Origin of the sequence: Streptomyces marianii, from assembly GCF_005795905.1 — a bacterium.
Classification (GTDB): domain Bacteria; phylum Actinomycetota; class Actinomycetes; order Streptomycetales; family Streptomycetaceae; genus Streptomyces; species Streptomyces marianii.
The window spans coordinates 8,378,548-8,395,906 of sequence record NZ_VAWE01000001.1; the positions used below are offsets into that span (position 1 = coordinate 8,378,548).

16 protein-coding genes are annotated in these 17,359 nt (G+C 68.1%); 11 read left to right on the top strand and 5 right to left on the bottom strand.

All coding sequences use genetic code 11. The annotated features are described in order from the left end of the window. Positions 1–10 precede the first annotated feature (10 nt). The 8 genes from FEF34_RS37760 (at position 11) to FEF34_RS42195 (ending at position 8,069) form a co-directional block, all read left to right on the top strand. A complete protein-coding gene (locus FEF34_RS37760; RefSeq protein ID WP_138057168.1) occupies positions 11–484 on the top strand; it encodes a hypothetical protein in 474 nt (157 codons plus the stop codon). Between the two features lie 16 nt (positions 485–500). Beyond that, the gene (locus FEF34_RS37765) at positions 501–1,247 is read left to right on the top strand and encodes a hypothetical protein (RefSeq protein WP_138057169.1); all 747 of its coding nucleotides are present in this window, start codon (positions 501–503) and stop codon (positions 1,245–1,247) included. A gap of 148 nt (positions 1,248–1,395) precedes the next feature. Beyond that, positions 1,396–3,294 carry a hypothetical protein gene (locus tag FEF34_RS37770; RefSeq protein ID WP_138057170.1) on the top strand — a complete coding sequence of 633 codons (1,899 nt, stop codon included), beginning with the start codon at positions 1,396–1,398 and terminating at the stop codon, positions 3,292–3,294. Between the two features lie 248 nt (positions 3,295–3,542). Beyond that, complete coding sequence (locus FEF34_RS41715; protein WP_171053257.1) at positions 3,543–3,698, top strand: hypothetical protein; 156 nt, start codon at positions 3,543–3,545, stop codon at positions 3,696–3,698. Between the two features lie 177 nt (positions 3,699–3,875). Continuing rightward, on the top strand, positions 3,876–4,598 hold the full coding sequence (locus FEF34_RS37775) for a sigma-70 family RNA polymerase sigma factor (RefSeq protein ID WP_138057171.1): 723 nt from the start codon (positions 3,876–3,878) through the stop codon (positions 4,596–4,598). 140 nt (positions 4,599–4,738) lie between these two features. Continuing rightward, complete coding sequence (locus tag FEF34_RS37780; RefSeq protein WP_138057172.1) at positions 4,739–5,149, top strand: hypothetical protein; 411 nt, start codon at positions 4,739–4,741, stop codon at positions 5,147–5,149. Positions 5,150–5,760: 611 nt separating this feature from the next. Then, on the top strand, positions 5,761–6,807 hold the full coding sequence (locus FEF34_RS37785; protein ID WP_234043024.1) for an AAA family ATPase: 1,047 nt from the start codon (positions 5,761–5,763) through the stop codon (positions 6,805–6,807). Between the two features lie 344 nt (positions 6,808–7,151). Then, positions 7,152–8,069: a hypothetical protein gene (locus tag FEF34_RS42195; protein WP_199800730.1), complete on the top strand. Its 918-nt coding sequence runs from the start codon at positions 7,152–7,154 to the stop codon at positions 8,067–8,069. Between the two features lie 169 nt (positions 8,070–8,238). Here the strand turns inward: FEF34_RS42195 and FEF34_RS37795 are convergent, their stop codons facing one another. Then, entirely contained in the window at positions 8,239–8,865 is a 627-nt protein-coding gene (locus FEF34_RS37795; protein ID WP_138057174.1) for a DNA topoisomerase subunit B, read from the bottom strand. Between the two features lie 157 nt (positions 8,866–9,022). Here FEF34_RS37795 and FEF34_RS37800 point away from each other — a divergent pair, with 157 nt between their 5' ends. After that, positions 9,023–9,538, top strand: coding sequence for a hypothetical protein (locus tag FEF34_RS37800; RefSeq protein WP_138057175.1), 516 nt, complete (start codon positions 9,023–9,025; stop codon positions 9,536–9,538). Positions 9,539–9,737: 199 nt separating this feature from the next. Here FEF34_RS37800 and FEF34_RS37805 read toward each other — a convergent pair whose 3' ends face one another. Then, positions 9,738–10,037, bottom strand: a complete 300-nt coding sequence (locus FEF34_RS37805) for a helix-turn-helix transcriptional regulator (RefSeq protein ID WP_138057176.1) — start codon at positions 10,035–10,037, stop codon at positions 9,738–9,740. A 72-nt stretch (positions 10,038–10,109) separates the two neighbouring features. On the opposite strand from FEF34_RS37805, the gene FEF34_RS37810 reads away from it, so the two are divergent. Beyond that, entirely contained in the window at positions 10,110–11,030 is a 921-nt protein-coding gene (locus tag FEF34_RS37810) for a hypothetical protein (RefSeq protein WP_138057177.1), read from the top strand. A 536-nt stretch (positions 11,031–11,566) separates the two neighbouring features. After that, the gene (locus FEF34_RS43510) at positions 11,567–11,764 is read left to right on the top strand and encodes a hypothetical protein (protein WP_234042171.1); all 198 of its coding nucleotides are present in this window, start codon (positions 11,567–11,569) and stop codon (positions 11,762–11,764) included. A 403-nt stretch (positions 11,765–12,167) separates the two neighbouring features. On the opposite strand, the gene FEF34_RS37820 is transcribed toward FEF34_RS43510, so the two are convergent. From FEF34_RS37820 to FEF34_RS37830, 3 genes are all read right to left on the bottom strand, one after another. Beyond that, positions 12,168–15,059, bottom strand: a complete 2,892-nt coding sequence (locus tag FEF34_RS37820) for a class I SAM-dependent DNA methyltransferase (RefSeq protein ID WP_138057183.1) — start codon at positions 15,057–15,059, stop codon at positions 12,168–12,170. Between the two features lie 577 nt (positions 15,060–15,636). Then, entirely contained in the window at positions 15,637–16,299 is a 663-nt protein-coding gene (locus FEF34_RS37825) for a WD40 repeat domain-containing protein (protein WP_138057178.1), read from the bottom strand. A 69-nt stretch (positions 16,300–16,368) separates the two neighbouring features. Then, positions 16,369–17,070, bottom strand: coding sequence for a hypothetical protein (locus tag FEF34_RS37830; RefSeq protein ID WP_138057179.1), 702 nt, complete (start codon positions 17,068–17,070; stop codon positions 16,369–16,371). Between the last annotated feature and the right edge of the window lie 289 nt (positions 17,071–17,359).

The following is a 17,359-nucleotide window of genomic DNA, read 5'->3' on the forward strand; positions in this document are numbered from 1 at the left end:
GGACGCGGACGTGGATGAAGTAGACGCCGATATCGGTGAGTTCGGTGTAGGGGAGGCCATGAGCCTGAGGTGCCGTCGGTGCGGATTGGATCCGTTCGGTGGTGAAGACGGCATCCTGTCTGCTTTCGTAGTGTCTTCAACTGCTTCGCGTGTGGAGGCCGTCTTGGGTAGTAGCCGCATATCCCGATCCGCCACCCGGAAGTCCACCCTCCACCGGCTCAGGCCCTCCGAGGGCACCACCCCGGAACTGCGCACGTTCGTCCGCGAGAGATACCTCGACAGTGAGGACTACCAAACTAGAGACTTCACCCGCCAGGGGATGGAGGGCTTGCTGATCACCGGAGGCGTTCCTCGAGAGCGCGCCGACTGGTGCAGCGCGGTGGAATCCATCACCGGACTGGAAGTAAATGAACGCAGCCGCGCCGCGGCGGGACTCATTCTCATGCGCACCGGTCGCGGCACCTACGCGCGACCGGCTCCTTAACGCCACTATTCGTGATGTGCGCCTGCACCGGGCCAAGGCCCGCCTCGCCGCCCGTGGTGCCCGCCGCGCGGCGACCGCCGCCACCTTCCGTGCAGCGCCGTACGAGCTGAGCGTGGTCGAGCCGGCCGGGTTCGCCGCCGCGGCCGACTGCGACGTGATTTTCTCCTGCGTCGACCGCCCCTGGCCCCGCGCCGTCCTCAACCTCCTGGCCTACGCCCACCTCATCCCCGTCGTCGACGGCGGCATCGCCGTCGACGCCCGCGGCGGACGCCTGCGCGGCGCCGAATGGCGCGCCCACATCGCCGCCCCCGGCCGCGCCTGCCTGGAGTGCCTGGGCCAGTACGACCCCGCCCACGTCCAAGCCGAACGCGACGGCTCCCTCGACGACCCCGCCTACATCACCGGCCTGCCCGCCGACCATCCGCTGCGCCGCAAGGAGAACGTCTTCGTCTTCTCCGCCAGCGCCGCGACAGCGCAGCTGAACCAGTTCGTCACCATGACGACGGCGCCGGGCGGGATCGCCGACACCGGCGCCCACCTGTACCACCTGACCACCGCCACCCTCGATGACCGCGAGGACGGCTGCGAGAGGGGCTGCCCCTACGACGGCATGCTGCGGGCACTCGGCGACGACGCCCCTGTCACCGTTACGGGACGGCACCTGGCCGCTGAACTGGCCCGCGCTGCACGTGCCCGTGCGGTACGCCGCTGGCCGCTCCGCGCTCGGCGCGCTGTCGACGACCTCCTGCACCGACTCCGCTGAACCCCCCCCGGCCAGAAGCATTGGGGGGACCACCACGCATATGCGCTTGGCCCGCCCGGCCCACGAGACCAACACTGAAATCCGCAACAACGTGACACCGGCAGCCGGTAGTTCACAGCCAGCGGATACACGCACGACGGGAGTGCCGATGGACGCCGCAGAGCGCCTCGTCCAGAAGATCGAAACGCTGAGCAGGATGCTCACGGATGCCGAGCCCGCGTCGTTGCGTACCGGCTATCTGGCCGATCCCTCGGCCGGGCACCCGGTGCTGCAGGGATCCACCGCGACGGCTCTCGTGCCCCGCTGGAACGAGCACCCCAGCGGCCTGCTGGTGCCCGCCACCGCTGTCCCGCCCGCGCCCATCGACCTGGGCGCGGCGTACCTCACGCCCGATGAGATCTTCGGGTTCGAGCTGCCCGCCGACTACGCCGTGCGCCAGCTGGAGCGACTTCCTCTTGAAGGCGTCATACGGTTCTGCGCCCGGGTGCTCAACGCCCTGGAGCTGCCCGGCGTGTCCGTGCAGGCAGTCGAGGCGCACTTCGCCGGCGAGTGGCTGGATGAGCCGGTCCGCCGCCGTGTCCGGAACCTGCTCCGGGACGAGACCCGCAGGCTGCTCGTGCCCCAGGCCCTCATGCTGCTGGCCCGCAGGGCCATGGAGGTATCCCCGGACACGGTGCCGGACGACCTCCCCGACGGCGACATCGTCGGCGCTCTGTTCAGTCTCACCCAGGTCATGGGACACCATCCCGATCCCGGCCCGAGCGTCATCACGGACCGGCCCGGCACACTGGGCCGCGAACTCATTGCCAACCAGCACTTCCACCGCAGCTGGTCTGTCCGCGGCGTCCTCGCCCGCTACGCACGGCGCTGGCTGCAACTGCCCGCCGAACACCACGGCGAGCCGGGAATGGTCGACCTCAGCCAGACCTACCAGGACTGCACCGGCGCCAGCCTGGAGGACCTGGCGGCCGTCGCCGGCTACCTGTGGCTGCGCACCACGATGGGACGGTTCGTCATCGAGCCGGGCGAACTGGCCGGCCTGACCCTGCCCGCGCAGCGCGTCGAGGCGGTTCTGGCGCTGATCACCAACGATCTGCCCGGCATGCGGGAGGCCGTACGCGGCGAACGCCCCGAACAGCGCACCGAATGGTTTTTCGACCCCTTCCAGCAGTGGCCCGTGATTCGCCTGCCCGAGGACCGGCTGCTGATCCTCGATCCCCGCCACCTGATCAGCCGGGCCTTCGGGTGGCTGCCGATCTTCGACATCGAGTTCCCGCCGCCGGGGCGCACCAAGCCCACCGGGCACCGCAAGATGGCCGCCCGGGCCAAACAGACCCTGCGCCACTGCAGCGAGGTCTACGTTAGCGAGGTCCTGCACACGATCACCCGCGACGAAGGCACCACCCGCCGGGTCTACGACGACGCCGAACTCAAGGCCGCCTACACCGCCCCAGGCCAGCGCATCGCCGACGCCGCGATCGACTATCCCGGCGCCTGGATCGTCATCGAGGTCACTACCACCCAGCTGCGCCGCGAAGCCCGCACCGCCGTCCCCGGTGAATCACAGATCGAGGACATCGACAAGCTCGTCGAGGAACTCGACCAGATCGACGCGACCATCACCGCGCTGCGCGGCGACGAGGCCGCCCTCACCGGTGCACCTGCTGCCGGCGACCGTCGCTTCCTGCCGCTGCTCGTGCTGCCGGAGGGCTTTCCCGTCAACCCCGTCACCCTGACCGTGATCCGTGCACGCGCCCGCAGGAAGGGGCTGTTCACGAAGCCAGACACGGACCCGGTGGAGATCGTCGACATCGAAGAACTGGAGATGATGGAGGCCCTGCAGGAAGCCTCCGGCCCCAGCCTCCTCGACATCCTGCGCAGCAAGCAGTCCGGCAGCTTGCGCAACGCCGCCGTACGCGACCACATCCTGCACGTCATGCGCATACAGCCCGACGCACCAGCCCGGCACGCTGGGCTGCTGGACAGTGCCCTCAAGCCACTCGTCAACGCCCTGCCGCAGCCGCAGCAGAGCTCCTCGACCAGCTGAATTGCGAACCTGGTCTGGACGAGTGCCCAGGCCAGGGGAGAACGCGCGCGATGCGCACTTCCCCCTGTTCGACCGACTGATGGCGTCCCGGCCGCCCGCGTGGCACCGAGCGAGTGCCCGATACGGTGCTTCCCCACTTCCCGCGGGCGCGTGCGACTCATGGTGCGAGAGCGGAAACGCGGACCTCGCGCGACGGGCGAGACCCCTGTGAGCGCCTCCTCAGTCCAGTCGAAGACGTGGAGCAGTAGATGAGCGACGAGAACAAGATGCTGGTCATCCTGGTGGTCGTGCTGGTGTTCGCGATGGTGACCTACCTCGCCTTCATCAACCCGCCGTTGGGGATCGCGCTCGGTATCGGTGTCGCGGTGGCGACGCTGGTGTGGGTGGTGCTGCGGGACAAGTAACACGCCCGAACGGAACAGTGGTCCCGGTCCGATACGGACCGGGACCACTGTTCTGTTCGGGCGTCCACGTGCACCCGATCGAGTGAATCCCGTCCGGCGTCCCCACTTTTGCCTCCGCCCTGCGACTTCGGCTGTGCAGGGCCCACTCACCACGCCCACAGAGAGGCGCAAGGAACCATGACAGCAGGACCCGCAGAGCGCGGATTCGGCGACCAGCCGCCGCCGAACGGCGGCGAGGTACAGCCGACCTTCCGCGCCCAGGCCGAGCCGGAGATGCCGAGCACGGTGCTCCCGCACCAGGTGCCGTACGGCAACGCCAGCACGGCCCTGGCCGCCGGCGCGGCCGCAGTCGACGAGGCCACCTTCGCCGCCCAGCGCCTCCACCAGGAGATCAGCCAGGAACTGCTCGACCATCGGGAATGGCTTCGGGGCGTCATCTACGGGGAGGGCTACCGGGAGCCGGACCTGTCAACGCTCGACTCCGACACCCAGGTCCGCTACTACAGCGCGCGGTCGAAGCCCGGCTTCACCTTCAGGGTCGGCCCCAAGGCGCTGTTCAGGTGGTGTTTCGGGAAGGCACGGCTCGACTTCCACCGCCGGGAGGGCCGTCAGCCCGAACCGGTCGGGGAGCTTCCGGAACCTCGCCCGGCCACCGAGGAATCGGAGGCGGACCGGGTGCTGCAACGGGAGGCGATCAAGGCATTCCTGGAGACGCACCTGCCGGACGAGGAAGAACGAGCGGTCTACCTCCTCGCGCATGGGTGGACCGGGGAGCCCATGACGCAGACGGCCATCGCCGAGAAGCTCGACATAGACCGGAAGACCGTCGCCAAGCGGCTGAAGCGGGCGGAGAAGCACTTGAAGTCGCTCCCCGCGGAGATGCTCGACGCCCTGCGCTAGAGCCCCTCTAGGGATCACGGTGCAAGGCCCTGCCCCGTGATCCCAGGAGGAGGCCCTAGACCTAGATGGGGCTTCCGACGTGGAACGACTAGGAATGGAAAGAGGGAAACAGAGTGGGAAAGAACGCTCACGATGTCCTCGTGCAGATGCTGCGCGAGGACTCCGGCACCCCTGAGGGGCAGCCGCAGCCCACTCCGCAAGAGTGGGAACAGCACATGGCTGGCATTGCGGCCCGTGCGGCGCTTTTGGACGACGAGGAGGAGTTCACCGACTGCGAGGAGGTCGTCGACACCGGACGGCCTGAAGGGCGCGATGAGCTGCTGCGCGGAATCCTGTGGGCGTCCGCCGCAGCTGTTGTCATCCTGACGGGATTGGTGTTCGCCTTCGTCAGCATCGCCACCACGGCGGGGGTGACAACGGGAGCCGTCGTCGGTATCTGCACCCTTCTTCTTGCCTGGTTCAGGCTGAAGGGCGCTTCTGCCCGGCACGGACGAAGCATGCCCGGGGGCCCCGCAGTGGTCTTCGGGCTGCTGCAACGGCACCCGAGGTAGAACGCCTCAGGCCTGACTGATCCTCAGCAGCGGTGCCGGCTCACTCCCGTGGACCGGCACCGCGTCGTGTGACCGGGAGCTGAGAACCTCGGCAGCCGCTGCACTACCCGAGACGGTGAGCGCGCTTCGGGTGTGCGATGTGGCGGTGTGGATGAGCCACCGTGCCGTCGGCCACGCCTGCCCCTGAGGGCGCCTGCCGCCAACGTGACCCGAGGGGGCGTTCTGGCGTGTGAGGGTGGCGGACTTTACCAACCGTCACTGACGTGTGTGGGACGTTCGCGTGGAGTGGTCCGGGGGTGTGGGTGCGATGTGCCGGTTTGGTGTCGGTGGGTGGTGTCAGTGACGGCACGTCAGAACTGGGTGTTTTTGCTGGTGGGGTGTTGAGTAAGGGCGGTGTCACTGCCGTAGAGCGGTATCTGCAGTGGGCGCGGCTGTCATGGGGCGGTACACCCCACTCCGCTCCACTGTCTTGAGAACGGCACTTCTGATCCTCCCGAGGGCTGCGCGGCGGCACGGTGGTCCGTGTCGGTCTTGCGCGGGCGGGAGGGGGCGGGGTGGGAGAGCCGGGCGCGTGGGGTGAGGTCACGGCGGGGTTGAGGGTGTCCAGACCGGTGCTGGTTGCGCGGCTGCTGGAGCTTGAGGCGGCCGGGGCGTTGACCACGGCGCATGTGCGTGCGGGCGCCCAGGTCGGCGGGGTGAATGTGCGTACGGTGTGGCGCTGGCTGGATGCGGCGCGGACGGAGGGCCGTGTCGAGCGCAGGCCGCGGGCCCGGCTGGAGTTGTCCGACCAGGCGTGGGAGGTGCTGGCGCAGGCGGGCGGGAACGTTGCGGCGCTGCACCGGCATCTGAAGGCGACCGGAGGCGAGGTGCCCTCCCTGGCGTCGTTGCACCGGGCGGTGCGCCGGGACCTTCAGGCCGGAAGGGTCCTGCCGGACCGCGCGGTGGCGCGGCGGGAGCGGGAAGAACAGCAGACGAGGCAGGCGTTGGCTGACCTTGCCCTGGCCGGGCCGCGTGCGGGCGGTGTGGCGAAGGTGGCTGCGCGCCGGCCGCCGCATCTCGTACCAGAGGCGACCGGGAGCTTGCCGGTGGAGGAGAACGGTGCGCTGGCAGGTGTGGCGTTGCCGGCGGGCGCGCAGCTGGTGCGGACGTCGTCGGTGCGGGCGGTGACCGAGGCGGTCGGGCAGGCGATGGCGACCCAGGGCGCGGTGTGTGTGTTCGGCGACCCGGGCCGGGGCAAGACCGCCGCCGTGCGGATGGCGCTTGGCGAAGCGCCCCCGGGCTGGAAGGCGACGTGGGTGCCGGTACCGGTGCGCCCGTCGGTGGCCGGCATGAGGCGGGCGGTGTTCGACGCTCTGGCGCTGCCGGGCCGCTTCCCGCACACGTCGGCGCTGGCCGATGCGGCGGTCGCGAGGGCTCTGGCTGAGGCGCGGGTGCTGGTGGTCGATGAGGCGCAGCGTCTTCCTGCGCCGTGTCTGGAGTACTTTCAGAGCCTGTGGGACCACCCCGGCACGCGGATCACGCTGGTGTTGTGCGGGGCGGGCAGCGAGCGGGCGCTGGCCCGGCTTCCGCAGCTGGCGTCGCGGGTGGTCGCGTGGCAGGAGGTTCCGCGCCTGACCGGAGCGGAAGTGACGAGTGTGGTGACCGGCTTCCATCTGTGACTTCTCATCAAGAGTGAGGCCCTGCGGCTCTGTGAGCTGCGGTGCAGATTGATGAGAAGGAATTGCGTCCCTCTGTATGTGCCCTGACCTGCTGTGGTGCAGGTTGATTGAGAAGGGTGCAGATCCAGTGAGAACTCCTGAGGGCCTGGGCGCTGATCGGAGGGCTCGATCTTGTGGCCTGGCCTGGTCGCTGAGTTCGTGGGGACAGGGCGGGTTCGCGCTGTCCCTGTTGGCCCCGTACCGAAGTATCGGCCTCCGTGTGGTGGTTTCATCGCTTTTGAGGTGGAGGCTCTCGAAGAGTCGAGACGATGGGCTGGACGGACAGGACTGCTTTGGGAGGGACTGTGGAGAAGCCCGTCGCTGCCGCCGATCACGTGCACGATCACGCGGGAGACCGTGGTCGACGGTTCGTCGCGCCCTCGGAGCACTACGTGCCGGACTTCGGGACGCGGGCTGCTGTGATGGACCAGTTGTACGACGCGACGCTGGACGGCTGCCAGGAGTGCCGGTCAGTTCTGCTGGATCGCGTGGCGACGGACACTCGAGCGGTCGGCAAGCTGATGGAGTGGGCGTGTGTGATCGCCTTGGAAGTCTACGGCGGGTTCCCCGCGGAACTCCTGGACGGCGACGAGTCGGAGGATGCCGTCGTGCGAACCTCGGCCGCGTTCCGCAGACTTGCAAAGCCGTGGGCCGGCGGCACGCAGACGGGAAGTGCCACGAGCGTGGAATGCACCGTGCAGGAGCGGCGGGATGCGGCTGACACGGCCGTGGCCCTGGTGGCCGCGCTGAGCGCGGATCATCCCCGAAGCCAGGAGCCGCTCGACATCGCCCCCGGCGAAATGCAACTGAGGGCGCAGAGCGGGAACTTCGCCGATCAGGCTGTGATCTTCATGCTGCAGCCCATGACCATGAAAATGGAGACCGCGCAGGGCGAGGTAGAGGTGGCGGACGTCGTGGAGTTCCTCGTGCGCGAGGTCGGAGGGAAGCCTCTGTCGACGAGCACGCTGTTCTCCTCTGAGCGCACGGCCGGCTGGAGTGCACAGCTGCGCCTGCCCGGCGACATGCTGCACGTGTCCTTCCCGGACGGGCTGTGCTTCTACGAAGGGACGATGCCGTCGTCGGCAGCGTGGCGGCGGGCTGTTGTCGCGGCGGGGGACGTTGTGATCATTACTGGGCCGATGGCTGATCCGACGTGTGTGGACGGTGCGATCTGGGCCGGCCGAACGACCTATGTGCGGGTACCGCTGACCATTCACGAGTAGCCGGCTGCCCAACACCTTCACACCGTACGGTCCGTTGTGGCAGTGGGGGCTGTTCTTGAGTGGGCTTGATCAGGGTGTTTGGAAGGGTTGCGGAGATCGTTGCCCGTTGCGGAGTAGGTCGTTACCCGGCGGCAGAGGGTTGGGCGCGGTGGTGGCTGCGGGGGATGACTCAAGCCGTGCGCCGGTCGTCGATTTTGAAGGAGAGCTGTGGCCATGCCGCGGTGAGTCGTGCCAGGTTGTCGGCCGTCAAGTCGTGAGCCGCACGCAGGGGCTCGTCGGGGAGGAAATGGACGGCGGTCCCGGTCGTGCCGTCGTCGGTGATCGGTTCCAGGTCGGTGGTGGGGATGCCGAGTTCGTATCGCTGGGTCCAGGATCCGTTGCGTCGGCGGTTGGTATGGACGAGCCACGTGCTGAGTGCGGCGACGACGGACATGCCCCGGCGGGGGTGGGTGTCGGGCAGGGGTGGTGCGTCGGGGTGGTCGAAGAAGCGGAGGTCCTTCGTCGCCATGACCGGCTTCTTCACGACCTGGCCGTGTTCGTCGAGGCGTGTGTCGGTGCCCCGTCCGTCGTCGGCGATGGTTACGGAGCCGTCGGAGTGGAGCGTGATGCGGCAGTGTCTGCTGTTGTTGCACTCGGCCTCGTCCGCCGCATAGGCGACGACTTCGAGAACCAGGTGCCGGAGGCCGCCGGGGGCGAATACGGCGAGGTTTTGGCGGATGTGTTCAAGGTGGTCGAGGTCGACGGTGCTCGCCCAGTCGTGCGTGGTGTTACGCCAGGAAGCCCTTGGTGTGTCCATCCGAGAAGTATGGAGTCGGTGATCACGGGCGCGGGATGTGCGGGTCCGGCCTGCCCCACTCCATGATCACCTCCTACAGTGTGAGGGGAGTGCCGCCAACTTGGCTCCTTTGTATGCGAGTTGGCGGGCGTCGGCCTTGGGGTGAAGGGGGCGGCTGATGACATCGCTGCTGGAGAGGCTGAGGGCGAGGGCGTCGAAGTCGCGGGCGAGGGTGGAGGACCTGCGCTCGCGGATCGCCGCGCTGGAGAAGGAGGTCGCCGCCGAGGAAGCGAAGCTGTCGCGGTGGTCGGTTGCCGAGGAGGCGGTGACCGAGCTGCTGGCCGAGGACGACACAGATGATGGGGAGCCGGCGGCCGGGCTGCCGCCGGTGGCGGTGGCCGCGGCCAGGAGGCCGCAAGCCGTGGTCTCGGCGCCGGTGACGCGGGGGGACGGCGAGGTGCTGGCCGGGGCGAGTGAGGACGTGGTGCTCGCGCTGGCGTCGGCGGGACGACCGCTGCGGTCGAGGGAAATCTGCGAGGCGGTCGGCGTGGGAACGGAGCACCGGCCGGTGGAGGGGATGCGGGTGAGGCTGAAACGGCTGGTCAAGCAGGGCTGGCTGACCGAGGACCAGGTGGGGCTGTTCGCGATCGCGCCCGGGGTCGGGGATCCGGCGCCGGCGGGCGGGGACGCGTGAGGCGGCGCCGTCGGGATGGCCGTCCCGGCGGCGCCTGGGGTTGCGTGAGCGCCCTGAACCATGAAGAAGAGGCTCGCGCGTCCGACAGGTTAGTGCTGTTGCGCCGTGTTGGGTTCGCCGGGCCGTAACTGGGCTCTGGCCTGCGGGAATTGCAGTCTGTTGGCCGGGCCGGGAGGGCTTTGGCGGCATGTCTGCACCGTTACCGGCGCGCAAGCGGGGGCCACAGCGGGGTGTTCAGGCCCGTCTCCAGGCGGGCGATCGTGGCGACATCGGGCCAGCAGCGGCCCTCGATCACGTCGGCGATGGTCTGCCTGTTGACCCCCAGCAGGTCAGCGGCACCGCGGCGGCTCAGACCGCGTTCGTGCAGAGCGTCGGCGAGGCGGCGGGCGATGGTCTGGACGACTGCTGCGGCGACGTCGTCGACGACCGCGTGGGGCCAGGCTTCCGGGTCGCGGGCGCATTCCCTGGGCGCGCGGGAGCGCGCGCTGCCTCCGACCATGCTTCCACGCTCCTGTCTGTTGACGTCGTACGCGACTTGGGCGGCAGGTTGTCCTGCCACTACTCGTGGTCCATGGCACTGGACCTGGCGACGTCTTCGGTCATCGACGCGTACACCCCGCGGGAGGCTCCTGCCTGCTGGGTTGAGGTGGGGCCGCTGGTGAAGGCGGTGGTCACGGCGACCGTCGAGCGTGTCCCTTACACGGTTGTGGACCTGCTGCACGTTGTCGCCCGGCTGGCGCTCTGGGCGGAGGGGCGGGGGGTTGCCCGTGAGCCGGCCGCCTGGCTGAAGAACGAGACGATCGACGCGTTCGTGCTGACCGGCTGCGCGGGCCTGAAGCCTGGCACCCTGCGCACCTACCGCACCTGGCTGCGGCGCGTGAGAGAGGTACTGGTCTGGGACGATGGCGGGCAGGAGGGGCTGAAGTTGTCCGCTCCGCCGGCGCCCGCGTCGCCCTATGAGGACGAAGAGATCGCCGCCTTGCGGTCCTGGGCCCGGCAGCTTCGCCCCCGGGCGCGGTCGGATGCGCTGGCCCTGATGGCGCTCGCGGACGGGATGGGACTCGCACCGGGGGAAATCGCCCGCCTGCGCGGGACGGACATCCGCCGCACCCGCTCCGGCGCCTGCGTACTCGACGCCGCGGTGCTCGGACGGCTCCTGGTGGCCCACGCCGGCTGGGAAGAGATTCTCGCCGAGCTCACCGGACAGGCCGGGGACGACTTCCTGTTCCGCCCCGGCCACAGGGACCCGCCGCCGGACAACCTGATCGCCTCCTGGACCCACCAGCACCAGCCCGAGACACCCCTGCCGAAGCTGAACGCCCGCCGCCTGCGGGCTTCTTGGATCGTCTCCCTGATGCGCCGCCGCATCGACCCCGGAGTGATCGCGGCCGCGGCCGGGCTCGCCTCGACCGCCTCCCTCGCCCGCTACCAGCACTTCGTGCCCCCGCTCAGCGACCGCGAGACGGCCCGGCTGCTGCGAGGCCAGCAGTGAGGGCCCCGCCACCAGACCATCCGGCCGGCTGCTCCAGCCGTCCACGGCCGGTGACCGACGCCCCGGCCCGCATCCCGGACTCGAAGGTCTTCCAGCTGGCCACGTTGCTGTGACAAATCCGCCAGTGATCACTAGATGGATGATGCGTTGACCTTGGAATATAGTGATCGACCCCGGATTCTCGGCAGTGGCGCAGTGCAGTTCTGAGCTGGGTCTTTCTGACAGCTCTGAGACCTGAAGAGGCTCCGAAGTGCAGGTCTAGTGATCGTCTAGGAATGTAGTGATCGGCACGAGATTTTATACAGCTGCGTGGTGCGGAGAGTCAGGTATGTGCTGGTCAGGGGCGCATTTGGCAAATCGCGTCTGTGGTCGACTACTGAAGAGAAGCACGGCCACAGGCCAGGGGAGTGGGCCGTGTACGCGCTGGACAGGCAGGCCTGCAGAGGCTCCCCGCCTGCCGAACTCGCTGCGCCGAATAGTGGCGCTGCTTTCCTCGCTCTTCCAGAGACCCGCAGCGTCTTGGACAGTGCTCCCACGTGGTAGCTGCTGCCGATGGAGACGTCGTCTGTCAGGCCTGTCTCAAGAAGCCGGGCGACTGCGGTGGTGCCTGCGGCCTGTGCCAACGCATCGATGAGTTCTCCGCCGCCATCCACCAGTGGCTGGTGGTAACCGGCCGCATCGACCCCGCCGCGCACATCACTCACCTGGAAATCCGCACCTGGCGGCCCCGCTAACGCGCTAGCCAGATCCTCGCTCGTGACGGGGCCGGGCCGCTGGGAGTCCAGAACCGTAATGCCCTTGGTTGTCGAGGCTGTCGGGCTCAGAAGGACGCGTGTCTGCCAGGAGTAGGCAATCCTGTCAGGCTCGCCGGTAAGAGGGCCAACCCGTCTTGGGCTGCCAGCAGCCAGCGTACGGAGGCAGTGAACCACTACTTGCGCCCATCGATCTCCTGGCGACGCCTGCTGGAAACGGCCCGTCTGGAGCACGGGCACCCCGGGGCCGTCACGAGTGCCGCCCGGCAGGCGAGTTGATCTGTCCCTGCGCAGGCTGTGAGGATCGTGACGCGCCGGGGCACCTCACGTCCTCTCCGATCTCCTCTCGCTCATCTGCTCGCGCCCTCATGTGTGGCTGCAACGTTCACGGGGTGCTCCACTCGCGCAGTGCCTTGAAAACGGAGTCGCTGTCCAGCTCGTGGCCTCGATCCAGGCTCTTGAGGAGAGCCGTGGAACTCGTCATGCGGTCGGGGTAGTACAGCTCGGGTGCCAGGCACGTGGGGCAGTCGCTCAGGAGGCAGAACGGCGAGAGGGGGAGGGGTTCGTCGTGTGGGGGGATGAGGTACAGCTGGTCGTCTGCCAGAGGGTGTGCCGTGTCGAAGGAGACCGTTGCGAAGTCGGGGTGATCGCCCATCAGGGCCAGGCCTGATACGCGGAACTTCCCGGCGTCGGGCATCCATTGAAGCCGGTCGGTGTGTACCCATCGGGTGTGCGCAAGGAATGCGCATCCCGAAAGGCTGCTGAGCATCAGCGGTTCGATGCGTCCAAGGCTCCTCTCCAGCTCGGCTCGTGTCCGGGGGCCTGCGCCGTGACGGATCTTGTTGCGGAGCTCGACCAATTGGTCAAGGTCGGCGAACAGGCCCTTTTTGCCCTTCTTGCGAGCTGTTGCCTCGACGAGGCCGGCGGCTGGGTCTCCGTGCTGGCGGGCGTCGTCGGCTACTGCCCTGACCACCCCCACCCAGTGGCCGAGAGAGACACCGCCCCGCTCAACGGACTGGCTCCACTGGGCGATGGCCGGCAGATCCTGACGGCCGCGGTCGGTGGCCAGGGCAAGGGCCATGATGCCCAGAGAAAGGATCAAGGACTCGGTGCACTGGATGGCTGCCTCGTGCTTTTCGGCCAGGGACAGGGCGTGGCGGAACTTGCGGACCGCGCGGGCTACGGCGTAGGGGTACGAATCCTGGAACAGCTTGTAGGGCTCGTTGTGTCGGCGCAGGTTCTGCGCGGTCAAGGAGCTGATCGCGGCGGCGTCATCGAGCCGCCCGCGCCGGGCCGAACCGGTTCCGCTTTCGAAAATCTGCATCCGTTTGCGGTGGAGATCGTCCTGGATGCGTGCGGCTTCCCGTTCTCCTTCGTCGAGCATGGCGAGGGCGGCGCGGATTTCCGAGAGGCTGCCGTCACACCGTGGGATCCAGATGTCGGCCATTTCGCGGGCCTTGATGTGCGGGATGACTCCGTACTTCGGCAGCTGCTGCTCGGCCAGAGCGCTGGACAGGTAGGCGATCACGTACTCGTGGGGCAAAGGCTCCTCGGTGAGCCGGATGACGATCAGGCCCTGGCCGGGCTGCACGCCGTCGTAGTGGCTCGGCACGCACGTCCAGTGGCGGGTCCCGGCGAGATCCCGTCCGATGATGTCGCCCTGCCGCAACCGGCGGCGGGGTTCGCGCTGGTCCGCGCGCAGGGGCAGGTCTGCCACGTCCGGTAGCGTGCTGGTCAGCAGGGTGGGTGTCAGAACCCGCCGTTGCCCGTCCGTGTCCGTCGCATCCGGTTCTTCGTCCAGATCGGCTTTGCGTACGGACCCGGGAAAGATTTCAGCGAAGTCCCCCAGACGGATGCCTTCCTGCGCGGCCCGCTGCATCTCATGGATCTGACGGAATCGCTCCAGTGACAGGTTGTAGTCCTCCGCGGCGATGTCCGCGGCTGTCACGCAGAAGCTCTGCTCGGACCGTGCACGCCGGCGCTCGCTGCTGCGCCGCAGCCGCCAACGCCGCATGAGATCCGGGAGGTTGTTGCGCGTGTGATCGACGGCATCCAGAACGCTGTCGGGAGCCAGCCCGAGCTTATCTTGCGCCAGCAGCGGCTCACGCCGGTCGTCCAGGCTGAAGCCGTCCGCCGTGAGATCGTAGAACCACACGCTGTCGTTCTGTCCGGCGTCCTTGGTGAAGAACAGGATCGCCGTCGATACCCCCGCATACGGCTTGAAGGTGCCGCCGGGCAGCTGGACCACAGCCTCCAGCCCGTGCACGTCCACCAGCAGGCGCCGAAGTTCGATGTGTGCAGAAGTCGAGCTGAACAGCAGACCGGCGGGGACGATCACAGCCGCGCGTCCCTTCGGCTTCAACAGCTCCAGAATCATGGCGAGATGAAGAAGCTCGGTCTTCTTCGTACGTACCATTGCGAGCAACTCGGGTGCGACGGCCTCGTAGTCGACGCTGCCCGCGAACGGGGGATGGGCCAGGACGACTGAGTAGCGCTCACGCTCCGTCCCGGTGCCCTCCGCCAGATTGTCCCGGTAGCGCAGATCAGCACCTTCGTAGCCCTGAAGAGCCAGCCGCATGCTGCTCAACCGCAGCATGGTCGTGTCGAAGTCAAACCCGTGGATCCTGCCGCTCACCTCCGCTGCGCTTTGCTGCGCGGTCTCCCGGCGGGACCGGTGGACGAACTGAGCAGCGGCAGCGAGGAGACCGCCCATGCCGCAGGTTGGATCGCACACCTCCTCGTCAGCTCCGGGCTCAGCCATCGCTGCCATCAGAGCCGCCAGATGAGGAGGCGTACGGAAAGCACCATAGGGACCGGCCGTGGCGATCCGGGCGAGCAGGTGCTCATACAGAGCGCCCGCGATGGCATCCCCCGCCGAGAGCGTCTCTTCCAGCAGGCCCACAACCCTGGCGAGGAGACTGGGGGTCGGGATCGTGAAACGAGCATCCTTGACGAGCTGCGAATAGCCCACTCCGGCGAAAGTGCGGCGACGCAGCCAGGGAAACACCTCGTCGGTCATCGACGTGTACATGCGTTGAGGTGTCAGGCGGATCAGTTGGGACCAGCGCAGATGCTGCTCATCCTGAGTGAAGACTGGCTGCTGCTGTGGGGATTCCTGCCGAACAGTCTCCCGCTCCCAGTGTTCCTGGACGGCGTCCAGCTCGCGGAGATAGAGGAGGTGGGATATCTGCTCCACGATCTCCAGCGGACTGGAGATTCCCGCTGCCCAGAAGGCGTCGAAGAGGCGGCTGGTGGTATGCCTGAGACCGTCGTTCATCACGCATCGGAGACTATCCGCGCTGTCCACGGCCCGGTGGCGCATCCCGGCAAACCGGCGGGCGCCTGCGCCACGAACGCCCCGCTCGAGGATGTGCTGACCGTGCATGTCTTGCCCAGGCCCGCAGCGGCGCCAGGACACGAGCGGACCGGATCTCGAGCCTTCGACGAGGCATTGCTGCCCAAGCGCGTGGGGCCCGGCCCGCGGGCCATCGGCGGTGACACGTCATCAGCGGGCCATCAGCGTCCCTACGACCTGGGTTCGACAGAATTCCCATCACCTAGAGTCACAAGATGAGGTCTGACCAGGGAGGATGCACTAGGTCATGGAGAGGGGGCGTGTCTCTAGGCTCTGACATTCTTGCTGGTCAGCGCGGTGATGACCGCCAAGGGCCCCTTGATGCTGGGGCGTTGCAACCACGCTATCCGATCACATAGCGGGTTTCTAGCCCCATCGCGCTGCGCCGAGGCAAGCCCGCAAAAGTGGCGAAAGGTGATGAATCACCCTCGGATCTTGTGGCATTGTCAGAGAATCACGCCTCTCTCGCCAACTCCTTGACCAGCGGGAATGTCAGCGCCTAGAGACACGGGCAATTCGGGCGTGAGGCGATGAAGCTGCAGGTCATGGCCCACTTTGCATCTCTAGGCGAACCGACTTCTGTCGAACGCAGGTACGACGGTTCTGCCTTCAGCGGCCAGTCCAGGGTGGCAAGTCCTGCCGGCCCGGCAATGTGCACATGCTGCGTATCGCCGGCAGTGTGCACGATGTTGGTGACCGGTGCCGCGGTGAGCAGGCTATGAACGAGGCGTCCGGTGAGAGGGTCCCACAGCCGCATGCCGGTGCCGTTGCCGGCTGCCAGCAGCCATGACCCCGAGGGCTGGGGGAGTGCGGTCATCACAGCGGTGTACGGGGTGTCGATACGGCCCATCCGGCTCCACCCCTGCGGATCCCAGAACGCGATCTCATGAGGTGTGGCGATGGCCACCACGACACGATTTTCGGGTAGGGGGACGAGGCACAAGGCGGTGACTGTGTTGCGGTAGGGCAGCGTGCGTTCCTCGACGAGTTCGCCACCGGCCGCATCCCACACCAGCAGCCGGGAGCGCACCGCCCCCGCCACCAGGCAGCGGCCGGCGGGGGACGGCAGCGCCAGCAGCGCGCTGACCGGCCCGGTGCCGGGGAGCGGTCTTACCTCGCCGGTAACGGCATCCACAATGATCGTCCCGCTGCGGTCGGCCACCACGAGAGCGGGTTGCCCATCCGGGAGCTGCCACGGCGCAGCAGCGGGCTTGCTCGAACGAGCCGTTCATCAGTGGCCGGGCGACATCATCTCTGGTGTTCCACAGACGGATGCCCTTGGTGTCGCTACGGCCACGGCTGCTGAGCCGCCCCGGATGGGCAGGGCTTCCAGGAAGGTCACGGGGGAGAACTGCTCGTAGTGGTCGAGACACTGCCCGGTGGCGACGTCCAGGATCTCCACCTGGGAGCCGGTGGGGACGGCCAGCCGTTGCGTACCCGTCGCGGACGGCAGGGCGGCCATCAGGTGCGCTGCCCGCGCGACCCGCTGCGGCTTGGCCGCCTGCCGGGGCCGTGGCGAGGGTGATGGGCGGGAGCCCCGCTGCACCGCAGGGCGGGGACCGTGGAGTTGGATGCCCTCGTCACCGGTGATGGCAACCTTCCATGCCTTGTCCGGGCTGGGAATGCCGGCGAACATCGCTCGCGGCGACGCCGGGTACGTCCCAATATGCTGCGGCTCGGGCCGGGATGTATCCCACACCTCGATGGCGTCGTCCGTCACGATGCCGGCCACACTGGCGCCGCCGGGAGCAGCCAGCGCCACGAGCCGCTGACCCTGAGTGGGCAACCGGCCGACCACCTCGCCCGCCTGGAGGGCATCGGTGGGGAAGAGCTCGCTCTTGCGGGCGGTGATCTGGAAGGGGTTGAACAGCCAGACCGGCTCGTCCGGGCCGCCGCGCAGCACGGCCAGTAGATCGCCTTCCGGCCCTTGCACGGCGGCCCATGGACCGGGCAGTGGAGAACGGCAGGTGCAGGGGCAGGACGTCGCCGGTCAGGGGATTGAACAGCACCCACCCAGCGCGGTGCCGTTTACACAGGTGGTAGCCCCGGCCCCGCCGGTCACGGACCCAGGTCAGCCGCTCCGGCAGGCGAAGATCGTCAGGCAGACGGACCAGCTGGACACGTCCTCTGACGGCTTCCACAGGGCCAGTTCGTCCCGCCCGCTGGCCAACACCATCGTCCACCGGTCGGCGCCATCCTGCGCCACCACCACCGTGCGCACA

What these genes read in the sequence shown, in the direction of transcription:
- FEF34_RS37770 (WP_138057170.1), top strand. Translation starts at nt 1,396, where the DNA reads ATGGACGCCGCAGAGCGCCTCGTCCAGAAGATCGAAACGCTGAGCAGG.
- FEF34_RS41715 (WP_171053257.1), top strand. Translation starts at nt 3,543, where the DNA reads ATGAGCGACGAGAACAAGATGCTGGTCATCCTGGTGGTCGTGCTGGTG.
- FEF34_RS37775 (WP_138057171.1), top strand. Translation starts at nt 3,876, where the DNA reads ATGACAGCAGGACCCGCAGAGCGCGGATTCGGCGACCAGCCGCCGCCG.
- FEF34_RS37795 (WP_138057174.1), bottom strand. Translation starts at nt 8,865, where the DNA reads ATGGACACACCAAGGGCTTCCTGGCGTAACACCACGCACGACTGGGCG.
- FEF34_RS37800 (WP_138057175.1), top strand. Translation starts at nt 9,023, where the DNA reads ATGACATCGCTGCTGGAGAGGCTGAGGGCGAGGGCGTCGAAGTCGCGG.
- FEF34_RS37805 (WP_138057176.1), bottom strand. Translation starts at nt 10,037, where the DNA reads ATGGTCGGAGGCAGCGCGCGCTCCCGCGCGCCCAGGGAATGCGCCCGC.
- FEF34_RS37810 (WP_138057177.1), top strand. Translation starts at nt 10,110, where the DNA reads ATGGCACTGGACCTGGCGACGTCTTCGGTCATCGACGCGTACACCCCG.
- FEF34_RS37820 (WP_138057183.1), bottom strand. Translation starts at nt 15,059, where the DNA reads ATGAACGACGGTCTCAGGCATACCACCAGCCGCCTCTTCGACGCCTTC.